At 71.9% G+C, this 19,390-nt stretch carries 18 protein-coding genes; 7 read left to right on the forward strand and 11 right to left on the reverse strand.

The genetic code is table 11. The features are described 5' to 3' along the window. Positions 1–24: 24 nt before the first annotated feature. Positions 25–309, reverse strand: coding sequence for a hypothetical protein (locus ACGFR7_RS30860; protein WP_393325538.1), 285 nt, complete (start codon positions 307–309; stop codon positions 25–27). A 113-nt stretch (positions 310–422) separates the two neighbouring features. After that, positions 423–785, reverse strand: coding sequence for a hypothetical protein (locus ACGFR7_RS30865; protein WP_393325540.1), 363 nt, complete (start codon positions 783–785; stop codon positions 423–425). A 197-nt stretch (positions 786–982) separates the two neighbouring features. On the opposite strand from ACGFR7_RS30865, the gene ACGFR7_RS30870 reads away from it, so the two are divergent. After that, a complete protein-coding gene (locus tag ACGFR7_RS30870) occupies positions 983–2,101 on the forward strand; it encodes an ADP-ribosylglycohydrolase family protein (RefSeq protein WP_393325542.1) in 1,119 nt (372 codons plus the stop codon). A gap of 136 nt (positions 2,102–2,237) precedes the next feature. Here the strand turns inward: ACGFR7_RS30870 and ACGFR7_RS30875 are convergent, their stop codons facing one another. Both ACGFR7_RS30875 and ACGFR7_RS30880 read right to left on the reverse strand, forming a co-directional pair. Further along, positions 2,238–3,023, reverse strand: a complete 786-nt coding sequence (locus tag ACGFR7_RS30875; protein ID WP_393325543.1) for an SDR family oxidoreductase — start codon at positions 3,021–3,023, stop codon at positions 2,238–2,240. An 86-nt stretch (positions 3,024–3,109) separates the two neighbouring features. Then, a complete protein-coding gene (locus ACGFR7_RS30880; protein WP_393325546.1) occupies positions 3,110–4,339 on the reverse strand; it encodes a PLP-dependent aminotransferase family protein in 1,230 nt (409 codons plus the stop codon). 229 nt (positions 4,340–4,568) lie between these two features. On the opposite strand from ACGFR7_RS30880, the gene ACGFR7_RS30885 reads away from it, so the two are divergent. Further along, the gene (locus ACGFR7_RS30885) at positions 4,569–5,504 is read left to right on the forward strand and encodes a hypothetical protein (protein WP_393325548.1); all 936 of its coding nucleotides are present in this window, start codon (positions 4,569–4,571) and stop codon (positions 5,502–5,504) included. A 171-nt stretch (positions 5,505–5,675) separates the two neighbouring features. Here ACGFR7_RS30885 and ACGFR7_RS30890 read toward each other — a convergent pair whose 3' ends face one another. From ACGFR7_RS30890 to ACGFR7_RS30900, 3 genes are all read right to left on the reverse strand, one after another. Next, positions 5,676–5,885: a DUF397 domain-containing protein gene (locus ACGFR7_RS30890; protein ID WP_350251512.1), complete on the reverse strand. Its 210-nt coding sequence runs from the start codon at positions 5,883–5,885 to the stop codon at positions 5,676–5,678. 195 nt (positions 5,886–6,080) lie between these two features. Next, positions 6,081–6,947: a helix-turn-helix domain-containing protein gene (locus ACGFR7_RS30895; protein WP_393325550.1), complete on the reverse strand. Its 867-nt coding sequence runs from the start codon at positions 6,945–6,947 to the stop codon at positions 6,081–6,083. A 300-nt stretch (positions 6,948–7,247) separates the two neighbouring features. Further along, positions 7,248–8,009 (reverse strand): GPP34 family phosphoprotein, encoded by a 762-nt coding sequence (locus tag ACGFR7_RS30900; RefSeq protein ID WP_393325552.1) that lies wholly within the window; start codon positions 8,007–8,009, stop codon positions 7,248–7,250. Between the two features lie 639 nt (positions 8,010–8,648). On the opposite strand from ACGFR7_RS30900, the gene ACGFR7_RS30905 reads away from it, so the two are divergent. Together ACGFR7_RS30905 and ACGFR7_RS30910 are read left to right on the forward strand one after the other, a co-directional pair. Further along, complete coding sequence (locus tag ACGFR7_RS30905) at positions 8,649–11,393, forward strand: D-alanyl-D-alanine carboxypeptidase (RefSeq protein WP_393325554.1); 2,745 nt, start codon at positions 8,649–8,651, stop codon at positions 11,391–11,393. Positions 11,394–11,912: 519 nt separating this feature from the next. Continuing rightward, on the forward strand, positions 11,913–13,394 hold the full coding sequence (locus ACGFR7_RS30910) for a glycosyltransferase family 39 protein (RefSeq protein ID WP_393325555.1): 1,482 nt from the start codon (positions 11,913–11,915) through the stop codon (positions 13,392–13,394). Between the two features lie 70 nt (positions 13,395–13,464). Here the strand turns inward: ACGFR7_RS30910 and ACGFR7_RS30915 are convergent, their stop codons facing one another. The 3 genes from ACGFR7_RS30915 to ACGFR7_RS30925 all read right to left on the reverse strand — a co-directional run bounded on the left by ACGFR7_RS30915 (position 13,465) and on the right by ACGFR7_RS30925 (position 15,630). After that, complete coding sequence (locus ACGFR7_RS30915) at positions 13,465–14,307, reverse strand: ATP-grasp domain-containing protein (RefSeq protein ID WP_393325557.1); 843 nt, start codon at positions 14,305–14,307, stop codon at positions 13,465–13,467. Continuing rightward, a complete protein-coding gene (locus ACGFR7_RS30920; RefSeq protein WP_393325559.1) occupies positions 14,304–14,693 on the reverse strand; it encodes an ADP-ribosylation/crystallin J1 in 390 nt (129 codons plus the stop codon). The genes ACGFR7_RS30915 and ACGFR7_RS30920 overlap by 4 nt, the downstream gene beginning before the upstream one ends. 217 nt (positions 14,694–14,910) lie before the next feature. Continuing rightward, on the reverse strand, positions 14,911–15,630 hold the full coding sequence (locus ACGFR7_RS30925) for a winged helix-turn-helix domain-containing protein (RefSeq protein ID WP_393325561.1): 720 nt from the start codon (positions 15,628–15,630) through the stop codon (positions 14,911–14,913). Between the two features lie 63 nt (positions 15,631–15,693). On the opposite strand from ACGFR7_RS30925, the gene ACGFR7_RS30930 reads away from it, so the two are divergent. After that, a complete protein-coding gene (locus tag ACGFR7_RS30930; protein WP_393325563.1) occupies positions 15,694–16,530 on the forward strand; it encodes an isocitrate lyase/phosphoenolpyruvate mutase family protein in 837 nt (278 codons plus the stop codon). A gap of 25 nt (positions 16,531–16,555) precedes the next feature. On the opposite strand, the gene ACGFR7_RS30935 is transcribed toward ACGFR7_RS30930, so the two are convergent. After that, positions 16,556–16,843, reverse strand: coding sequence for a hypothetical protein (locus ACGFR7_RS30935; RefSeq protein WP_393325565.1), 288 nt, complete (start codon positions 16,841–16,843; stop codon positions 16,556–16,558). Between the two features lie 605 nt (positions 16,844–17,448). Here ACGFR7_RS30935 and ACGFR7_RS30940 point away from each other — a divergent pair. After that, a complete protein-coding gene (locus ACGFR7_RS30940; protein ID WP_393325567.1) occupies positions 17,449–18,111 on the forward strand; it encodes a hypothetical protein in 663 nt (220 codons plus the stop codon). Further along, positions 18,108–19,382, forward strand: a complete 1,275-nt coding sequence (locus ACGFR7_RS30945) for a sensor histidine kinase (RefSeq protein ID WP_393325569.1) — start codon at positions 18,108–18,110, stop codon at positions 19,380–19,382. Before ACGFR7_RS30940 ends, ACGFR7_RS30945 begins: the two co-directional genes overlap by 4 nt. Positions 19,383–19,390: the final 8 nt, after the last annotated feature.

A 19,390-nucleotide genomic window follows, 5' to 3' on the forward strand; every position in this document is an offset into this window, starting at 1 on the left:
GTCACCGGCCGGTCGGCCGGGCCTTCACTCGCCCTGGCCCTGGCCCTGGCCCTCGCCCTCGCCCTCGTACTCGGCCTCGTGCTGCAGGATGCACTGCTGCCACTGCGACAGTGCCTCCTCGCGGTCGCCTCCGCTGTCCTGGGCGGCGACGATCAGCGCGTCGGCGGCCATCGCGGCGAGCCGTACCGCGATATGGCAGACATCGCTCTGGGGGAGCGGCCGGAGGAGTTCCACCGCGCCGTCGCTGTCCCCGGAGAGCGCGGAGGCGACAACGGCCATGGTGGTGCGATCCCACTCGTACTCGGACATGGGGACAGCATGCCCAGCGGGCACCGCCGCCATGATCGAACGGTTGCCCCCCTGTGGCCGGGCGGCCCCTGCCGTCCGCCGGCCCCTGCGCCGCCGCTGCCGCCCGCCCGGTGTCAGCCCAGTTCCCGGACCGGGCTGCCCGCCGGGAAGGCGGTGATGTCCTCGACGGCCTGCCGGAAGTAGCCCTCGTAGTTGCGGCGGGTGACATAGCCGAGGTGGGGGAGGGCGAGCACGTTCGGGAGGGTGCGCGGCGGGTGGCCGGCGGGCAGCCGGGCCAGGAGCGAGGCGGGGAACGGGGTGCGCTCGCGCATCGCGACCACGATCCCGCAGTCGCCGATCGCCGCCACCACCTCGTCCTCGGAACCGAGGGGCCGCCGCAGCGTACGGACGTCCACGGCGCCCGCCTGGGAGGACCAGGCGGCCATCGAGAGGGCGATGTCCTGGTAGTCGTCGAGTACGGCGCAGCGCAATGCCATGCGGATTCTCCGGAGGCGAGGCGGACGGCCGGGGAGGCCGGATGGTGCTGATCGGGACCGTACCGGCCAAAAGCCTCCTTGTGAGTGACTATTCGCATTACCCTCCTGGCCGAAAATTGATCAATCCTGAACGATTACAGTGCTGCCTCGGGGGGCCTCTGCTAGGCCCCCGAACGTCGTGAGCTTCGGGAGGCGCAGTGAGCGCAGCGGGAGGCGGCGCCATCTGGGGGCGCACGGAACAGCAGGACTTCCGTAGCCGGGTACGCGGCTGTCTGCTCGGCGGCGCCATCGGCGATGCGCTCGGTGCCGGTATCGAATTCGACTCGCTCGACGCGATCCGCACGGCGCACGGCCAGGAAGGCGTGGCCGATTTCGTACCCGCCTTCGGGCGGCGCGGCGCGGTCACCGACGACACCCAGATGACCCTGTTCACCGTGGACGGGCTGATCCGGGCCCAGGTGCGCCGCGACACCGGCGCCTGGCATCCGCCCACCGACGTCCACCGCGCCTATCTGCGCTGGGCCGCCACCCAGCGCGACTGGGGCCCGGACGAGCGCAAGAAGGACGACGGCTGGCTCGCCCGCGAGGAGTGGCTGTACTCCCGCCGGGCGCCCGGCCGGGCCTGCCTGAGCGGCCTCGGCGACGAGGTGATGGGCACCCTCGAAGCACCCAAGAACCCGGACTCGAAGGGCTGCGGCGCGGTGATGCGCTCCGCGCCGTTCGGCCTGCTGGTCGGCTGGGAGCCGCAACTGGTCTTCCAGCTCGCCGCCGAGTGCGGGGCGCAGACGCACGGCCACCCCACCGGCTATCTGGCGGCCGGCGCCTTCGCGGTCATCAGCCACTCGCTGGCCCGCGGCGAAGACCTCGACGGTGCCGTGCAGAAGGCGCTGGCGCATCTGGCCACCCGCCCGGGCCACGAGGAGACCACCGACGCCCTCAAGCGCGCGCTCGGCGCCGTACGGCAGGGCATGCCGACACCCGCCCGGGTGGAGTCGCTGGGTGCGGGCTGGACGGCCGAGGAAGCGCTGGCGATCGGCGTGTACTGCGCACTGGTCGCCGAGGACGTCCGGCACGGCCTGCTGCTCGCCGTCAACCACAGCGGGGACAGCGATTCCACCGGTGCCATCTGCGGCAACCTGCTGGGGACGCTGCACGGTGAGACGGCGCTGCCGCCGGTGTGGCTGGTCGAGCTGGAGGGCCGGGAGACGATGCTGCAGCTGGCCGACGACTTCTCGATGGAGATGACGCAGGGGCCCGCGCTGCACGGCCCGGCCGGCTCCTCGCCGGGGTGGCTCGCCCGGTACCCGCGGGCCTGACCGGCCGCACCCTCTGGCCTGACCGCCCGTACCGGAGACGGACCGGCCGGGGCGCGGGCACGGTGGTGCGGCCCGCGGAGGGGCGTCCTGCGGAGGGGCGTCCTGCGGAGGGGCGTCCTGCGGAGGGGCGGGGCCGCTACCGCATCAGCTCCCCCGCGTTGACCAGCAGCGACTGTCCGGTGATGGCACGCGCCCGGTCGGAGGCCAGGAAGACCGCACACTCGGCCACGTCCGCGTCCGTCGCCAGCTCGGGCAGCGCCATCTGCTCCGTCAGCCGGCCCAGCACGTCCGCTTCCGGAACGCCTTCGCTGTGCGCCTGGAACGTGACGTACGCCTGCACCGGCGGGCCCCACATCCACCCGGGCTGCACGGTGTTGACCCGTATCCGGTCCGGTCCCAGCTCCCGCGCAAGCGAGTACATCGCCGAGACCAGCCCGCCCTTGGATGCCGCATATGCCGCCTGCTGCACCTGCGAGGGGGCGGCGACCGACGACTGGGTGCCGATCATCACCACCGAGCCGCCGCCGCGCGCCACCAGGGACGGCAGACAGGCGCGGGTCATCCGCAGGGTGCCGAAGAGATTGACGTCCACGACGCTGCGCCAGGAGTCGAAGTCGGCGTCCCGCAGGCCTCCGAAGAGCGAGTCCAGCGCCGCGACATGGACCACCGCATCGATCCCGCCGAACCGCTCCACGGCCAGCGCGGCCAGCGCCTCGCACTGCGCCTCGTCGCCGATATCGGTCGCCCGCCAGGCCGTACGTTCGCCCGAAGGGTCGATCCGCGCGGCCGACGTGGCGAGATTAGCCTCCGTACGGGCGCCCAGCACCACCGAGGCGCCGTCCCGTACACAGGCCGCCACGACCTGATGGCCGAGCCCGGCCCCCACACCCGAGACGATGACGGTCTTGTTCCGCAGCAGCATGTGTGCCTCCCGGCCGGGCCCGCGGCTCGCTTGTGATGGGGCGTCAGGTTAGGTCCGGAGGGCAGGGAAAGCCAGAGCTGCCGCTGTCAGGAGCGCCCGTCCCGGCGAGCTCCCTCCAGGGCCTTCTGCAGGCGCCCCAGCCCCTCGCGGATCTCCTCCGGGGAGTGCGTCACGAACGACAGGCGGACGGCGGTCGCATCCGGCGGCCCCGCGAAGAACGGCGCCCCGGGGACGTAGGCGACGTCATGCCGCACCACCTCGGGCAGCAGCGCCGTCGCGTCGTACCCCTCGGGCAGGGTCGCCCACACGAACATGCCGCCGGCCGGCCGGTTCCACCGCGAACCCCCGGGCAGCGCCCCGGACAGCCCGTCGACCAGGGCATCCCGCCGTGCCCGGTAGGCGTCGCGCACCCGCCGCAGATGGGCATCGAGGTCGGCGACCGCCAGATACCGGGCCGCGGCCGCCTGGTCGACGGTCGAGGTGTGCAGATCGGCGGCCTGCTTGGCGATGACACAGGCCCGCCGCAAGGCGGCCGGCGCCCGTACCGACCCCAGCCGCAGACCGGGCGCCATCACCTTGGAGAACGAGCCCAGCAGCGCCGTGCGGTCCTCGGCTCCGGGGAAGGAGGCGACCCACGGCACCGGCTCACCCTCGAACCGCAGCTCGCCGTACGGGTCGTCCTCGGCGATCCACAGCCCGCGCCGGGCGGCGACCTCGGCGACCGCGGCCCGGCGCTCGGCGGACAGGGTGCGGCCGGTGGGGTTCTGGAACGTCGGCACGAGGTAGAGCAGCTTGGGCCGCTCGCGCGCGGTGATCTCGTCCAGCGCGGCCGGGTCGAGCCCTTCGTCGTCGGTCGGCACCGGCACCACCCGGGCGCCGGCGAAGGAGAAGGTCTGCAACGCCGCGAGGTAGCAGGGGTCCTCGACCAGCACCACGTCGCCCGGCTCCAAGAGGGCCGTGGCCAGCAGCGTCAGGCCCTGCTGTGAGCCGGTGGTCACCAGCACGTCATCGGCGTCGGTGGGCAGTCCGCGTGCGGTCGTACGCGCCGCGATTGCCGCACGCAGCGCCGGATCGCCCTCACTGGTGGAGTACTGCAGGGCACGCATCGGCTCCTCGGCCAGCACGTGCTGGAAGGCCGCCGCTATGCCCGCCGCGTCGAACAGCTCGGGCGCGGGCAGCCCGCCGGCGAACGAGATGACCTCGGGCCGGGCGGTGAGCGCCAGGATGTCGCGTACGGGCGAGCTGCCGGTCCGCGCCACCCGCGCGGCGAGTCCCTGGACGGCGGTGGCCGCGGAGGAAAGGATCGAGTCCGGCATGACGGCTCCCATCGGTCGTGTCTGCGATCAACCGGCGTTAGTTGCAGATGGCAGGAAGCCTAAGGGGGCCGGGGCGGCGGTGTGGGGGGCGGACCGCATGGTGGGTGGCCGGGGGTGCTGCCGTGCCCGCGTAACAGCCAGTGCCCGTAGACCCGGTACGTGGTAGCCCCGGTAACGCGGATGCGCCGCCTCTCCCCATATGACGCCTCGTCAGCTACACCTGTCTGTCATGACCGCAGACAGCAAAGGAACGCCGCCTGATACAGCCGCTGCCGACACCGGGTCTGGCACCGGGGCCGGGACCGGGACCGCCGCCGGCACCGGGGTCCGCGCCGACACCGGGGCCGCCGCCTACGCCGAGCTGGCCGCCGTCGGCCCCTACGGTGTGCGCCCCGGACATGCGCTGATCACCATGGTCGAACCGCATCCGGGGCACGAACACGCCTACAACCGCTGGTACGAGGACGATCACTACATCGCGGGCGCGATGGCGATGCCGTGGATGTTCGCCGGCCGCCGCTGGGTGGCCACCCGTGACCTGCAACTGCTGCGCCGCCCGGAGAAGTCCGCCGTCGCCCAGCCGGTCACGACCGGCTGCTACCTCTCCACCTACTGGCTCACCGAGGGCCGTTACGACGAGCACATGAAGTGGACCGTCGGCATCAACCGGCGCCTCAACCGGGACGGCCGGGTCCACCAGGACCGTACGCACGTCTTCACGGCCTTCCAGGAGCATGTGGCGACGGTCTACCGGGACGGCGCCGCCGGCCCCCGTGACTTCCATGCGCTGGACCACCCCTACGCCGGGCTGGTGTTGGAGGTGATCGACACGGAGGGACCGGAGCAACGGGGCGAGCTCGTGGAGTGGCTGTGTGCCCGCCACCTTCCCCGGCGGCTGGCGGGTTCACCGGCGGCGATGGTGACCGTCTTCCGGCCGACCCCGCTGCCGGGGGACCGGATGTCCTATGTGAAGCAGGTCGTGGGGGTGGATACCCGGCTGACCCTCCTGTGGTTCCTCCAGCAGGACCCGCGCGACGGCTGGGCGGCACACTTCGCCGGCCTGGAGGAGGAGGTCGCGGAGTCGGCGCTGGGCCGGGTGGAGTTGGTGGCGCCGTTCATCCCGACGGTGCCCGGGACGGACCGGTACGTATCCGAGCTGCGCTGAGGGCAGGGGCAGGGGCAAGGCCAAGGGACGGGACAAGGGCAAGGGACGGGACAAGGGCACACGGATAGGCGTGGGCATGGCCGAGCCCCCTCGGCCGGGACGGCGATCCAGTCGAGAGGGCTCGTATCTGCGGACTGCGGACTGCGGACCCGCGGACGGTGACGGCTCAGGTCACGCCAGGTCGAACGCGCCACCGGCGACGTCCGACACAAAGCGGTTCCAGGAGGAGTTGTCGAACGTGAGGCGCGGACCGTCGGGGTCCTTGGAGTCCCGCACTGCGATAGCGGTGACGGCGGGCACGGCGATTTCCACGCAGGCGCCGTTGCCACCGGAGTACGAGGACTTGGTCCAGGAGAATGCGGAATTGGGCTGCACGGCCATGTTCACTCCAACTCACTCTGAGTTACCGCGGATTCGGTAGTCATGACGCTACGCGCCAACATCACGAGCCGCAGAGGCCGTTCACCCGTCCGAATGGCATATTTCTTGATCCCTATTCACGGGGGCGGGTGCAGGTGTACCGTGCCAGCCTCCCCGCAGGAATGCCGGTTCCGTACTATTTCTCCCCGGCGGGCCTCACCCCGCGGCATCCGCATGGGATTTCGCCGCGGCAGCGATGAACTCCCGGCTCTGCTCCGCGCTCAATGCCTGTGCGCGCAAATGCTCGTACATGATCGTGTACTTGTGCACATCGTTGGTCTTCTCCAGATAGAGGTCGCTGGTGACGCCCTCGATGTACACCACGCTGGAATCGGCGGCATCGTCGAATTCGAGGATGGAGAACGTTCCCGACATGCCGGCGTGCGCCCCGGTGTCGTACGGCAGAATCTGGACCGTCACATGCGGCAATTGGCTCATCTCGACAAGATGGTCCAGTTGCTCGCGCATGATCAGGTGACTGCCGACCACCCGGCGCAGCGCGCTCTCGTCCAGCACCGCCCACAGCCGCAACGGGTGCTCGGAATCGTTGATCCGGTCCTGGCGCCGCATCCGCACCTGAATGCGCTTCTCCAAATGGTCGGATGCCAGCTCGGGGACCGTGCCGGGAATGACCGCCTCGGCATAGCCGGGCATCTGCAGCAGACCGGGCACCAGCAGGGATTCATACACCCGCAGCGAGGCGGCCTCGGTCTCCAGGCCGATGTACACGCTGTACGGGATGTCGCCGAAGGCGTGCCACCACCCCTGTTGGCGTGAATCCTTGGCCATCTGCATCAGCGAATCCACGATGCGGTGGTCTTCGACCTCGTAGACCCCGCACAGATCGCGGACATCGCGTTGGCTGATGCTGCGACGACCGTTCTCCAATCTGCTGATCTTCGACTGCGAGACGAGCAGCCGGTCCGCCACCTCTTCTGCCGTCATGCCTTTGGCCTCGCGAAGCCTGCGCAGCTCCTGGCCCAATCGGCGTCGCCTGACGGTGGGGTTGACGTTGGACGCCACGCTAAGTGCACCTCCGGCTCCGTACTGCTGTTTTCTGGTCAGCAGACTGCCACCAACGGTCCACGTCGCGCTGGCAAATGGCTGGACAAGGTGGTCACGTTGGAAATTCGGGGCCGGAATCGGGAAAATGCGCCCGCGCAGCTGCGCGGGGTGGCGGGCCGGCCGTCGTCCAGAAGGCCGGCCCGCCACCCCGCGCTTCTTGCTGCGGCTCCCGAACGGGACGTGGGGACGGTGGTGCGTGGTGCGGTGTGCGGTGGGTGTAGCGGTGGCGCGTGAGTCGCCGCCGGGTGTCTTACGGCGTCAGCGGGCGCCCACCCGGGCCATCCGCCCGTGGCCGTGCCGCGACTGGCCCGGCGCGCCGGCCGGTTCCGCCGAGGCCCGGGCCGCCGGTTGCCGTACGGCTCCCGCCACGGCGGCCTGCGGCCGCCGTGGCTGCGCCGCGGCGCCGTTCTGCACATCCATGACGGCGTGTGCGACCAGCCCGCCCATCGGGTCGTGCCGGATCAGATCCCGGAGACGGGAGCGCGATGAACGCCCTTCGTTCCCTGGGTACAGATGCTTGCCGAGACCGACCGCATGGGCCAGCGCGGCGAGCGCCGCGGTCCGCGGGTCCGGGGGTACGCCGGTGCGGATCGCGTTGTCCAGCCGGGCCCTGATTTCCCGGCTGATGGCTGTCTCCGTCGCCTGGTAGCGCGTCGTCGGCAGCACCCCGCACATCTGTCCCGCCACGGCATGCACCATGCCGCACCGTTCCAGGTGCGTGAGGTAGGTCTGGCGCAGCCCCAGCCGGGGCCCGCCGATCCAGTGGACCGCGCGCACCGGACTGCCGCGTCGGCGCAGCAGTTCGAGCGCGGAGTCCAGAGTTGGATCTCCTGTCGGCCGTGCCATCACCACGGCGATACGATCCCCGTCTGGGGCTATCCGTCCTGCCAGAGCCAGCTCTACTAGCTGGGCCCCGGCCAGGCCGAGGTCGAGCGACTGCGGCTGCGCTGTGGTACCCGTCGTCGGGTCCAAAGCGAGCAGTAGAAGCTCCTCCGGAATTGTTCTGCGGCTCCTGCCCATCCATGCCTCCCCGCGTGGATGAATGACAGGGTGACCCCTCTCACATTCATCTGTCGAGGGTGCGTGGGGGGTTCGGTAGGGAACCGGTAGGTATGTCGTTCTCGTCTTGCACGTAGGCGACATCTTTCTGTGGGGTGCGACGCCTACCGGTACGCGTGGCGACGAGATGGTGCCATGCGGACACAGGACACTTGGGAACACTGGGCCAAGGCGGCGTGGCGACGTATGAAGGAGACATCGGTGGCGGGCGAGTCCCCCGACAAGTCGGACAAGAAGCAGTCGTCGGGGGAGACGGCGCGGAGCAAACGTGATCCGCGCCTGTCCGCCTTCCGCGGGGAGCCGGCCGAGCCGGCGAAGGAATCGGGGGCCGGTACGGACTCGAAGCCTGGGAAAGAGCCGGAGGCTGCGGCAGCGCCGGAGTCTGCGGCGAAGTCGGAATCTGGGGCGAAGTCGGGGTCTGGTGTGAAGTCGGAGTCTGCGGCCGGGTCGGAGGCTGCGGCCGAGGCCGGAGCGTCTGAGGGCGCCGGAGCGTCTGCGGGGGCTGGTGCGTCTGAGGCGTCGGAGACGCCTCAGGAGGCCGCAGAGGCTGCTGAGGGCGCCGGTGGCGGCGGGGGTGGCGATGAGCGCCTTCGGGCTGCTGTGGCCGCCTGGGTCGCCGGGAAGGGCGATGAGGATGCCGAGGACGCCGAGGGCGCCGAGGCCGGCCCCGAGGATGCCGCGGCCGGCGAGGGCGGTGACGGTGGCGCGGACGGCGAGGCTGAGGGTGCCGTCGCAAAGCCGGAAGTGAAGCCGGGAGCGGAGCCGGGAGCAGAGTCCGGAGCGGAGCCGGAGCCGGAAGCGGAAGCGGATTCGGAAGCGGAGTCCGGGAAGGCCGCGGTGAAGGGTGAGGCCGCGCCGGAGGGCGAGGCCAAGGGTGGCCGCGGCGACTCCGGGGCCACCCGGCCCAAGGCCGAGCCCAAGGCCGAGCCCAAGGCCGAGCCCAAGGCCGAGCCCAAGGCTGAGTCGAAGGTTGAGCCCAAGACGGAGGCCAAGACCGAGCCCGAGGGTGAGTCGTCGCCCGAGGCCGAGGGGGCGTCCGGGGCTGAGTCCGCGCCTGAGGTTGTCGATCAGCCGACCGCCGTCTTCAAGACCGTCGGGCCGCAGAAGGGCAAGTCCGGCGCGAAGGCGGGCGCTGCGCCTGAGGGCAAGGGCAAGGCCGGCGGCAAGGGCAAGGCCGGCGGCAAGGGCAAGGCCGGCGGCAAGGGCGAGGCTGTCGGCAAGGGCGGCGGCGACGGTGATGCCGAGGCCGGCGCAGGTGCCGACACCGACACCGATGCCGACGCCGACGGGACAGCGGTGGATGAAGCCACCCGGGTGTTTGCTGTCGCGAAGCTGAAGGGGAAGGGTGCGGCGGCCGGTGCCGTCGACCAGGTGACCACCGCGTTCAAGATCAACCCGCCCGCCAGGGGCGAGGGCGCGGCCAAGGTCACGACCCCGGCCAAGGGCAAGGACGCCGCCAAGAGCGAGGACATCGCCAAGGGCAAGCCCGGCCTCAACGACGAAGCGGGTGCCGAGGGCAAGGCAAAGGGCAAGGCGGAAGGCGCGTCGAAGGACGGGGCCAAGACCGGGGCCAAGACCGGCGCCGAGGCCGAGTCCAAGACCGATACCAAGGCGACGCGCGATCCCGAGCGGGATGCCGAGCGGACCAGTCAGTTCGTGGCGCTGAAGTCGGCGGACGACGGTACCGCCGGGAAGTCGCTGGGCAAGACGGCGCCCAGGACGCCTGCCCGTACGTCCGACGCGGCCGTGGAACGGCCCGCGGACAAGACGGCGGGCAAGACGGCCCACACGGCCGCCGCCAAGGCGCCCGACAAGGCTGCGGACAAGACGGCGGCGAAGCCGGAGGGCAAGGCAGCCGGCGCGCCCCCCGCCGCCAAGCCTGCCGAGCCCACCAAGGCGGCCAAGGCCTCCGAAACGGCCGCCCCGCCCAAGCCCGCCGGCCGGCCGGGCGCCATGCCGCCCGCCACCACGGGAGCCACGGCCGCCGCCGCTCCCGCCGCGCTGCCCGAGTCGGAGCGGACCAAGCAGGAGCCCCTGCCGCCACTCGATCTCCTGGCGCAGCTCACCAACACCCCGCCGCCGCCCGAGACCCCGCTGCGCACGGTCGTCCGCCGGTTCAAGATCTGGACCCCGCTGGCGGTGCTGCTGGTGATCATCTTTGTGGTCGCCCAGGCGGTGCGCCCGCTGCCCGACCCGACGCTCACCGTCGGCGACGCCAAGTCCTCGTTCACCTTCGAGGGCGGCAAGCTCGCCGTGCCGTGGCCCGCGCAGGGGCAGGCCGCGGTGAAGGTGGTGGGCTCCGGGGACCTGGGGACGTTCGGCCCGCAGAAGCCGGTGCCGACCGCGAGCGTGGCCAAGATCATGACGGCCTATGTCATCCTCCGGGACCACCCGCTCAAGAAGGACGAGGAGGGCCCGCGGATCGAGGTCGACGCCAAGGCGGTGACCGAGGGCGGTTCCAGGCACGAGTCCCGGATCGAGGGGCTGCGGGCCGGGCAGAAGTTCAGCGAGAAGAACATGCTCAAGATGCTGATGATCCCGTCCGGCAACAACATCGCCCGGCTGCTGGCCCGTTGGGACAGCAAGTCCGCCAACGAGGGGGCGTTCGTCAAGAAGATGAACGCCGCCGCCAAGGACCTGGGCATGAAGAACACCACCTACACCGACCCCAGCGGCCTGGACGCCAAGACCGTCAGCACCGCCGTCGACCAGCTCAAGCTGGCCGAGGCCGTCATGAAGTTCGACGCCTTCCGGCCGATCGTCGCCACGCCCAACACCGAGATCCCGGGCCTGCCGAAGCGGATCAACAGCAACATCGACAACCTGCTGCTGGCCGGGCTGAGCATCAAGGGCATCAAGACCGGCTCCAGCACGGCGGCCGGCGGCACGCTGTCCTGGGCGGCCTACAAGACCGTGGACGGCAAGGACCAGCTGATACTGGGCACGATGATGGACCAGCACTTCAAGGGTCTGGACCCCGACGGCTCCAACAGCCTCACCCTGGTCAAGAACAACAGCCAGAAGGTCATCGAGGCCGTACGCAACGCGCTGACCTCGGCCACGGCGGTGAAGAAGGGCCAGGTCGTCGGCTATGTCGACGATGGTCTGAACGGGCGCACGCCGGTCGTCGCCACCAAGGACCTGAAGGCGGTGGGGGTCCCGGGCCAGAAGCTGCAGTTGAGTGTCGGTGACGGGGGCAAGACCGTCCCGCACACCGCGAAGGCCGGTACCGAGGTCGGTGTGCTGACCGTCGGCAACGGCCAGAGCAAGCAGAAGGTGCCGGTCGCCCTGCAGAAGGACCTCGTCGAGCCGTCCTTCGGAGCGAAGTTGGTCCGCATCACCTGAGCGGGCCGGGGCCGGGGCCGGGGCCGGGGCCGGGGGTTGCGGGGCGTCCGGCCCGCGGCCCCCGGGTCCCCCCCTGCGGCCCCCGGGCCCCCCGAGGCCCGGATCGCAGCCCGCCGCCCCTGGCTCACCGGCCCGCCCGGTTCCAGGGGCCTGATCCACTCCTGCTCCGCGGCCACCGCGGGCGTTCCTGCCCTCGGGTTGCCGCACCCCGGGCCCCCGGGCCGCCCCCCCCGGGCCGCCGCCCCCCGGTTGCCGTCCATGGCCGCCGCCCGTGGCCGCCGTTCCGCTCGCCCGTCCGGGCGTGCGCCGGCGGCCTGCTTTATCGTGAGCCTGCCTTTCTGACTGACTGTCCGTTCGTCCGTCCGTCCGTCCGTTCGTCCGTCCGTCCGTCCGTCTGTCCGTCTGTCCGTCCGCCCGTCCCGCGCGTGACCGGAGCCCGTCATCGACGTAGCGCAAGCGCAGAAGACGTACGCGTCCGCCGTAGCCGCCCGCGGTGCCTGGGCGGCACAGGGCGCGGTGGTGCTGGTGCCCTCCGGGCTGATGCTGCTTCTGGGGGCGTGGGGCATCCGCCGGCAGGACGCCATATGGCGCGACGAGGCGGTCACCTACGACATGGCGCACCGCAGCCTGGCCGACCTGTTGCCCACGCTGCAGCACGTCGATGTCGTCCACGGCCTCTACTACGCGCTGATGCACCTCTGGTTCCGCGTCTACGACGTCGCTCTCGGCGGCGCCGCCGGCGAGGCCGTCGGGCTGCGGCTGCCCTCCGTGGCCGCGATGACCGCCGCCGCTGCGGGTGTCGCCCTGCTGGGGGAGCGCCTGGTCGGCCGGCGGGCGGGGCTGCTGGCCGGGCTCACCTTCGCGCTGATCCCCGTCGTGCAGCAGTACGCGCAGGAGGGCCGCTCGTATGCGATGGTCTGCGCGCTGGTCGTCTGGGCAAGCTATCTGCTGGTGCTGACCGCGGCCCGCCCGCGCCGAAAGCTGTGGCTCGGCTATACGGCGCTGATGCTGATCGCCTGCCTGCTGCACGAGTTCGCGTCGCTGGCACTGCCCGCGCACGGCGCCGCGGTGATCCTCGCGCGGCTGCCCCGCCGGGTACTGCGCGCCTGGCTGCTCTCCTCGGCCACCGTCCTCGCCGGTCTGGCACCGCTCGCGGTGTTCAGCACCCGGCAGTCCGCGCAGATCAGCTGGCTCATGTGGCCGGACCCCGTCCAACTGCTGACCTTCGCCGTGCTCGCGGTCCTCGGTCTCGCCTGCGCCCGCGTCCGGGTCCGCTCCCGCGGCCCGATCGGACTGCGCGCCCTCGGCGTCCCCCTGCTCCTCCTGCCCACCCTCCTCCTGCTGCTCCTCTCCCATGTCGAACCGGCCTATGTGGACCGCTATGTCCTCTACTACGTCGTCGGGTTCGCACTGCTCGCGGGCGCCGCGCTGGCGCGGCTGCTGCGCCCGGCCGGTGAGCTGGGCCAGACCCGTGGCCGGCGGCTGCGGCGGACGATGGCGGTGGCCGTGGTGCCGGCTGTGCTGCTGCCCGTCAACGTCCATCTGCGCAGCCCGGACAGCCGGGTCGACGATGTCACCGCGATTGCGCACGCCATACACGAGGTGGCCGAGCCCGGCGACGGCCTGTTGTTCATGCCGTCCCGCAGGCGGATCTGGCGGGCGACCCTGCCGGACGAGTTCCGTGGGCTGCGCGATCTCGCCCAAGCCGAGAGCCCGTTGGCCTCACACTCCCTCTACGGCACCGAGCTGTCCGGCGAGGCGATCCGCGGCCGGATGCTGGCCGTCCGCCGGATCATCGTCGCCGGCGACCCCGACGGGCAGCCGGCCGACGACAACGACCAGGAGATCGCCAAACGGTCCACGCTGCACACCGCGTTCGAGGTCTGCCGCACGCTGCGGGTCAGGGGCGCCCGGATCACGGTGTACGGGCGGGCGGGGGCTTGCGAGGGGCCGGGAGCGGGGCCGGCGCGGCGGTGGCGGATGTCGGCCGTGAGGCCGTGAGGCCGTTCAAAGGCCGTAGAGGGCCCTTGGGCCTCTGACGTCCCTGTGCCCCCTGTGCCCCCTAAGCCGCCTAAGCCCCCTGAGCTCCCTGGGCTCCCTCGACCCCCAATGCCCCGGGCCGCCCCCCAGGAACGCGCAGGAAACGACGGTCGCTGTCCTGGACGCGCTCATACGGACCTGCCGCCCGCAGTACCACCTCCAGCACGGCCGCCGGATCCGCGGCGTAACAGTGCGCGAAGTACGGCATGTTGGCCTCCACCACGGCCCATCCGCCCCCGTCCAGCCGCCCCACATCGACCGCCGCCGCACTCGGCAGCGGGGCGAGCGCCGACAGCCGGGCGGCGAAGGCGCGGACGTCCGGGGCGTACGGGTCGGCGTCCAGCGGTGCGGGGTCCAGGCGGCCGTGGACGGCGTAGCGGGTGGCCGTGACCAGGGTGCCCGCCAGGAGGAACAGCCGGTACTCGGTGGCGAAGGAGGCGACCTCCGAGACGAGCACCGGAGTCTGCGGGGTGGCCGGCGGCAGCTGCGCCCCGCAGGCCACCACGCTCGGCGGGAAGGACTTGTCGCTCGGCGGTTTGACGAAGAACGGTCCGGTACGCCGTGACGCTTCCCCGTGTGTCATCAGCTCGACGCGGCGAAGGGTGAGTTGAGGCGGCAGCCGGGCGAGCCAGTCGTCCGGAGGGTCCAGCAGGCCCAGCCGCAGTGGTCCTGCGATGCGGTCGGCGGTGCGCGGCCCGCCGTACCAGTGCACCGGCCGCCCGGCCAGCGCGCGCAGGGTGCCCGGCCCGGTCAAGGTCACCGTTTCGAGACCGCGACGGGCGGCCGCCCCGTTCAGCAGCCCGGCGGTGCTGGTGCGCTGTGCCGGGGTCAGCAGAACGGGAGCGGCGGGGGCGCAGTGCCGGGACGCCGTCATGATTTTTGCGGCGGGTGGAAGCTGCGAACGAGCTCGATGCGCCCGACGATATGCCGGTTGAACTCCTCCAACTCCTCCGCAGGGACCCACAGTTCGAGGATCGTTTCGCCGCCCGCCTGCCGCACCGGATAGCGCTCGGCGAAGTCCGCCTCGATCTCGAAGCGGGTGACATGGCCGATGCCGGAGGCCGGCACATTCCAGTCGCGGGCGATCCGTATCGCGTAGTCCTCGTTGAGCACGGGGTAGAAGATCGGCTGGTCGGGCAGGCGTGGCGGCCAGGCACGCCAGCCGGATGCCTCGACCAGGGCCAGCTCCTCGGGGCCGGTGGGGCGCCAGAGGGTGCGGGTGGCGGGCGCGGTCTCGTCCGGGCGCGGCGTCTCGATCATGCTCGTACGGTACGAGCGGAGGGGGGCCGGAGCACCGGAATTTCGGGGCTCGGGGAGGCTCGGGGAGGGCTCGGGCGGGGGCCGGAGGGTGGGCAGCCCCGGCGGGGTCAGGTACGGGGGTGTGCGCAGCTCGGGCAGGGTCGGGTCCGGAGTGCGGGCAGCTCGGGCAGGGGTTCGGGGTGCGGGTGGCCAGGCGCGGGTTGTTCGGACCGCCTCCTCACATCAGATCGGCCGCCACCGCGTCGATCCCCAGCAGGTCCCGCAGCGCCGTCGCTCCGTCCGGGGTGAGGCGCACGGCGCGGCCGCTGCCGATCCGGCGGACCCAGTGCCCCTCCAGCAGCCGGTCGCAGAGCCGGGCGCCGGCCGTGCCCGCGAGATGGGTCCGGCGCTCGGTCCAGTCCAGGCAGCCGCGGGCCTGGGGGCGCCGCCCCGTACGCAGCGCGGCAGGCTCGATCCCCAGGCCGTCGGTGAGCCACTGCCGCCCGGCGTCGGTCAGCGCGAAACCGCCGTCCTGGTCGAGCAGCCCCCGCCCGGTCATGGCGTCGGTGATCGTCACGCCGAGCCGGCCCGCCAGGTGGTCGTAACAGGTGCGGCCGCGGGCGAGCGCGGTGGAGGCGCTCACGGCACGCAGCCCGCGGGGCCGCTCGGCCGGCGGGTCGAGCTGTGCGATTAGGGATTCCAGCAGCTCAGCGACGCGCGGACCGGCGAGCTGGACGTAACGGTGGCGGCCCTGGTGGCGCTCCACCAGCAGCCCGCCGTCAGTGAGCCGGGTCAGATGCTCGCTCGCCGTCGAGGGCTTGACCTGCGCATACGCGGCCAGCTCGCCGGCTGTCCAGGCCCGGCCGTCGAGCAGGGCCAGGCAGAAGGACGCCCGGGTGCGGTCCGCGAGCAGTGCGGCCAGCCGTGCGAGCTCGGAGCTGTACGCCGGAGTGGTCATGACTCCATTGTCCGCCGCGAGTCTTCGGCGCCTACCGAAGGGACTCCGGCCTACGGTGCCCATATGAGTACCTCCCCGGAGTACGCCACCTTCCACTTCCATGCGCTGCACCATGCCGACCAGCCGCTGTTGCTGCCCAATGCCTGGGATGTCATCTCGGCCGTCGCGCTCGCCGGGGCCGGATATGCGGCGGTCGGCACCACGAGCCTGGGCGTTGCCGCGGCCCATGGCTATCCGGACGGGCGCGGGCTCGCCGAGGCCCGGGACGCGACGCTGGCCCTGGCGCTGCGGCTCAATGGCCGGCTGTCCTGCCCGTACACGGTCGACGTGGAGGGCGGATTCGGCGGCGACGCCGGTCAAGTGGGGGATCTGGCCGCCGAGTTGGCGGAGGCCGGGGCCGCCGGGCTGAACCTGGAGGACGGGCTGCCCGGCGGCGAGGGGCTGCAGGACCCGGTACGCCAGGCCGAATTGCTCAGCGCGGTGAAGGAGCGGGCGCCGGGTCTGTTCCTCAATGCCCGGATCGACACCCACTGGCTGACGGACAGCCCGCCGCCGCTGTCGGTGACGCTCGCGCGCGCCGAGACCTATCTGGCGGCGGGCGCGGACGGCATCTTCGTACCGGGCGTCATCGCCGACGAGGAGGTGTCAGCCCTGGTCGCCGGGATCCCCGCGCCGCTGAACATCCTCTTCGCCCCCGGACGGCACACCGTCAGCCGTCTGGCGGACCTCGGCGTACGCCGCATCAGCACCGGTTCGCTGCTGTTCCGTACGGCGCTGCAGGCCACCCTCACGGCGGCGGACGCGATCCGTACGGGGCAACGGCCCACGGATGCGGCCGGGGCGGGCGGCGAGGTGCTGGGCTACGAAGAGGTGCAGCGGTTGGTGGGGGAGGAGGAGTAGCCGGGCGCTGACCCCTGGGGTGGCCCTAGGCCTCCTGGCGTCCCCGGCTTCCGTGGCGCCGGCGGTGCACGGCGATGACCGCGCCGGCCACGCCCAGCGCACCCGCACCGCCTATCACCCCGGCCTTGGGCAGATGACCGGCCTTCTCGGCCAGTCCGGCCAGTCCGTTGTCGGGCAGCATGATCGATGTCCGGCTCTCCGTGGGCGCGGTGGAGTCGGCGGCGAAGGCGGCGGCCGCGGGAAGCAGCAGGACGGCCAGCGCACCGGTCGCGACGGTGGCGGTACGGATCATCGAGCGGTGCTGGGCCCGCATGGGTACTCCTCGTCGTGGGCGGTTCGTGCCGCCCTAGGGGCGTGGTGACTAAGGAGCACGCTACGGAGCGTCCTTAACGGTAATCCGTACGTTGTGTAACAGTCGCCGAGATCTCTGGGAGCGGTCGTGTGAAGGAATGCCTGCCCCGTCGGGCAAAGGCCCTGAAAGCCGCCGGAATGGCCGATCCAAAGATTCCGTTCTCCGTCGTCCTGGATAGCCTTGTGTCAGGTTACGTCCTTATATATGACGCTTTCCGTGCGAGTGGTTACGCCGAACGGTCACGCCGAACGGTCACGCCGAACGGTCACGCCGAACGGTCACGCCGAACGGTCACGTCGAACTGATCACTTCGCGCTGATCGCCTCGAGTGACCGGCTCCACGGGGCGTCTCGTGGGGTGGGCGGGGCCACGGGTGGGCGGGGCCACGGGCGAGCAGGGCCGCGGGGGGCAGGGCCGCGTGGTGGCAAGGCGTGGTGGCGTGGTGGCGCGAGACGTGGTGGCGCAGGGCGCGAAGGCGCAAGGCGCGGAGGTGCGAGGCGCAGGGCGTGAAAGTGCGGAGGCGCAGGGGCGTGAAGGTGCGGAGGCGCGAAGGTGGTGGCGACGATATGCGACGACCGCGACCCGGCACGGCGCGTACCCACCGCCCTGCCCGCTCGCCCTTCTTCGCGCTCGCCTCACTCGTCTCGCTCGCCCTTCTCGCGACGGGATGCGCGGGCGTGGAGGGGCTGGAGAGCGAGGGGCGGGCCCGGGACGTGGATGCGCCGCTGGTGCTGTGGCCGGACTATTCGCCGGCCCCGCCCAGTCGTGACGAGAACCCGGCTGCCCTGGTGCCCGTACCGCATGTCCCGCGGATCCCCAGCGGCACCATGGCGGACGCGAACCCGCTCGCCGTCCTCAAGGCGGACATCGCCGCGCAGGGCGGGAAGCCGCCCGCCCCGAAGGCGGTACGCCGTCCCGAGCTGCACGACCTCACCGGCGACGGCAAACCGGACCTGCTCATGGCCGTCAACCTCACCCCTCGCAACAGCGAGCTGCGGGTGTACAGCGTCCGGGACGCGGTGGTGACCCGGGTGCTCGTGCTGCGCGGTGTGCTGGCCGGCGTCGAGCTGGCGGCCGGGCATCTCGCCATCCGCGAGCCCACCAAGGATCCCCGCTACGTCAGCGTCATCGACTATCTCTGGGACGGCGATTCGATGAGTCTGTGGAACCTCACCCTCGATGACGCCCGCACCTCCCAGACCCCACAGGCCGGCGGCGGCAGCCCATGAAACGCCCGGCGGTCTCCCTCCGCTGGAAGATCGCGCTGACCGTGATGGCGGTGAGCTGCGCGGTCGCCGCCGTCCTCGGGGCCCTCGTCCACAATGCGGTGGCCCGTCAGACCGTCGGCCAGGTCCGCAAGGAGACCAGCGCCAACCTCAGCACCGCCCTGGACCTCTTCGAGTACGGCACCTCGCGCGAAGGCCTCAACTCCCTCCTCGACCCGCCTCAACTTCCTGCCGACCTACGCCGGTTGGCGCGCTCCGGCCGGTACGGAACCATGGTGGGTACGTATCGGGGCCGCCTCGTCATGTGGGCGGCGGCGCCGGCCGACGGCCACGTCATGGCCGTCTGGTCGCTCTACGGCAACACGCGCCGTTCCCTCGAGAAGCTCGACACCGCCATCCTCGGCTCTGCCGTGCTCGCCGCCGCGGTCGTCGCCCTCGCCGGACTGTTCCTGGCCCAGCGCATCAGCCGGCGGCTGGCCACCACGGCGGCGGTCGCGCGCCGTATCACCGCCGGCGACCTGGACGCCCGGGTCGGCAACGGCGCGGATCAGGCGCCGGGCGGCGGCTCTGCCGGGCAGGACGAGGTGGCGGCGGTGGCTGCGGCGCTGGACTCGGTGGCGGGCTCCCTGCAGAGCCGGCTCCAGGCGGAACAGCGCTTCACCGCCGATGTCGCCCATGAGCTCCGTACGCCGCTCACCGGCATCCTCGCCTCGGCCGAGCTGCTGCCGGAGGGCCGCCCCAAGGAGATGATCAACGACCGGCTGCGGGCGCTGCACCGCCTCACCGAGGACCTGCTGGAGATCTCCCGGCTGGACTCCGGCACCGAGCGCGCCGACCTCGACGCGTATGACCTCGGGACACTGATCGAAGGCTCCGTACGCGCCACCGGTCTCGACACCGTCGTGCGGACCGACGCCGACAGGGTGGTCGAGACCGACCGCCGCAGGCTCGACCGCATCGTCGCCAACCTCGTCATCAACGCACACCGGCACGGCCGGCCCCCGGTCGTCGTCACCGTCGATGCCCCGCCCGGCGGCCCGGCGACCATCGAGGTACGCGATCACGGGCCCGGTTACTCCGCCGACCTGCTGGATTATGGTCCGCAGCGCTTCCGCACCGATGCCCCGGGCCGCGGCAAGGGCCATGGCCTGGGTCTGACCATCGCCGTCGGCCAGTCCGCCGTCCTGGGCATCGACATCCGCTTCACCAACGCCCCCGACGGAGGCGCCCGCACGATCCTCCGACTGCCTGATGCCGCCTCCCGTGCTCGCTGACCCGCTCC

This window comes from Streptomyces sp. NPDC048516, assembly GCF_043199875.1.
Lineage (GTDB): Bacteria > Actinomycetota > Actinomycetes > Streptomycetales > Streptomycetaceae > Streptomyces.

Excerpts from the sequence above, each read along its gene's own strand:
- ACGFR7_RS30860 (WP_393325538.1), bottom strand. The coding sequence starts at position 309 with ATGTCCGAGTACGAGTGGGATCGCACCACCATGGCCGTTGTCGCCTCC.
- ACGFR7_RS30865 (WP_393325540.1), bottom strand. The coding sequence starts at position 785 with ATGGCATTGCGCTGCGCCGTACTCGACGACTACCAGGACATCGCCCTC.
- ACGFR7_RS30875 (WP_393325543.1), bottom strand. The coding sequence starts at position 3,023 with ATGCTGCTGCGGAACAAGACCGTCATCGTCTCGGGTGTGGGGGCCGGG.
- ACGFR7_RS30880 (WP_393325546.1), bottom strand. The coding sequence starts at position 4,339 with ATGCCGGACTCGATCCTTTCCTCCGCGGCCACCGCCGTCCAGGGACTC.
- ACGFR7_RS30885 (WP_393325548.1), top strand. The coding sequence starts at position 4,569 with ATGACCGCAGACAGCAAAGGAACGCCGCCTGATACAGCCGCTGCCGAC.
- ACGFR7_RS30890 (WP_350251512.1), bottom strand. The coding sequence starts at position 5,885 with ATGGCCGTGCAGCCCAATTCCGCATTCTCCTGGACCAAGTCCTCGTAC.
- ACGFR7_RS30900 (WP_393325552.1), bottom strand. The coding sequence starts at position 8,009 with ATGGGCAGGAGCCGCAGAACAATTCCGGAGGAGCTTCTACTGCTCGCT.
- ACGFR7_RS30915 (WP_393325557.1), bottom strand. The coding sequence starts at position 14,307 with ATGACGGCGTCCCGGCACTGCGCCCCCGCCGCTCCCGTTCTGCTGACC.
- ACGFR7_RS30920 (WP_393325559.1), bottom strand. The coding sequence starts at position 14,693 with ATGATCGAGACGCCGCGCCCGGACGAGACCGCGCCCGCCACCCGCACC.
- ACGFR7_RS30925 (WP_393325561.1), bottom strand. The coding sequence starts at position 15,630 with ATGACCACTCCGGCGTACAGCTCCGAGCTCGCACGGCTGGCCGCACTG.
- ACGFR7_RS30930 (WP_393325563.1), top strand. The coding sequence starts at position 15,694 with ATGAGTACCTCCCCGGAGTACGCCACCTTCCACTTCCATGCGCTGCAC.
- ACGFR7_RS30935 (WP_393325565.1), bottom strand. The coding sequence starts at position 16,843 with ATGCGGGCCCAGCACCGCTCGATGATCCGTACCGCCACCGTCGCGACC.
- ACGFR7_RS30940 (WP_393325567.1), top strand. The coding sequence starts at position 17,449 with ATGCGACGACCGCGACCCGGCACGGCGCGTACCCACCGCCCTGCCCGC.
- ACGFR7_RS30945 (WP_393325569.1), top strand. The coding sequence starts at position 18,108 with ATGAAACGCCCGGCGGTCTCCCTCCGCTGGAAGATCGCGCTGACCGTG.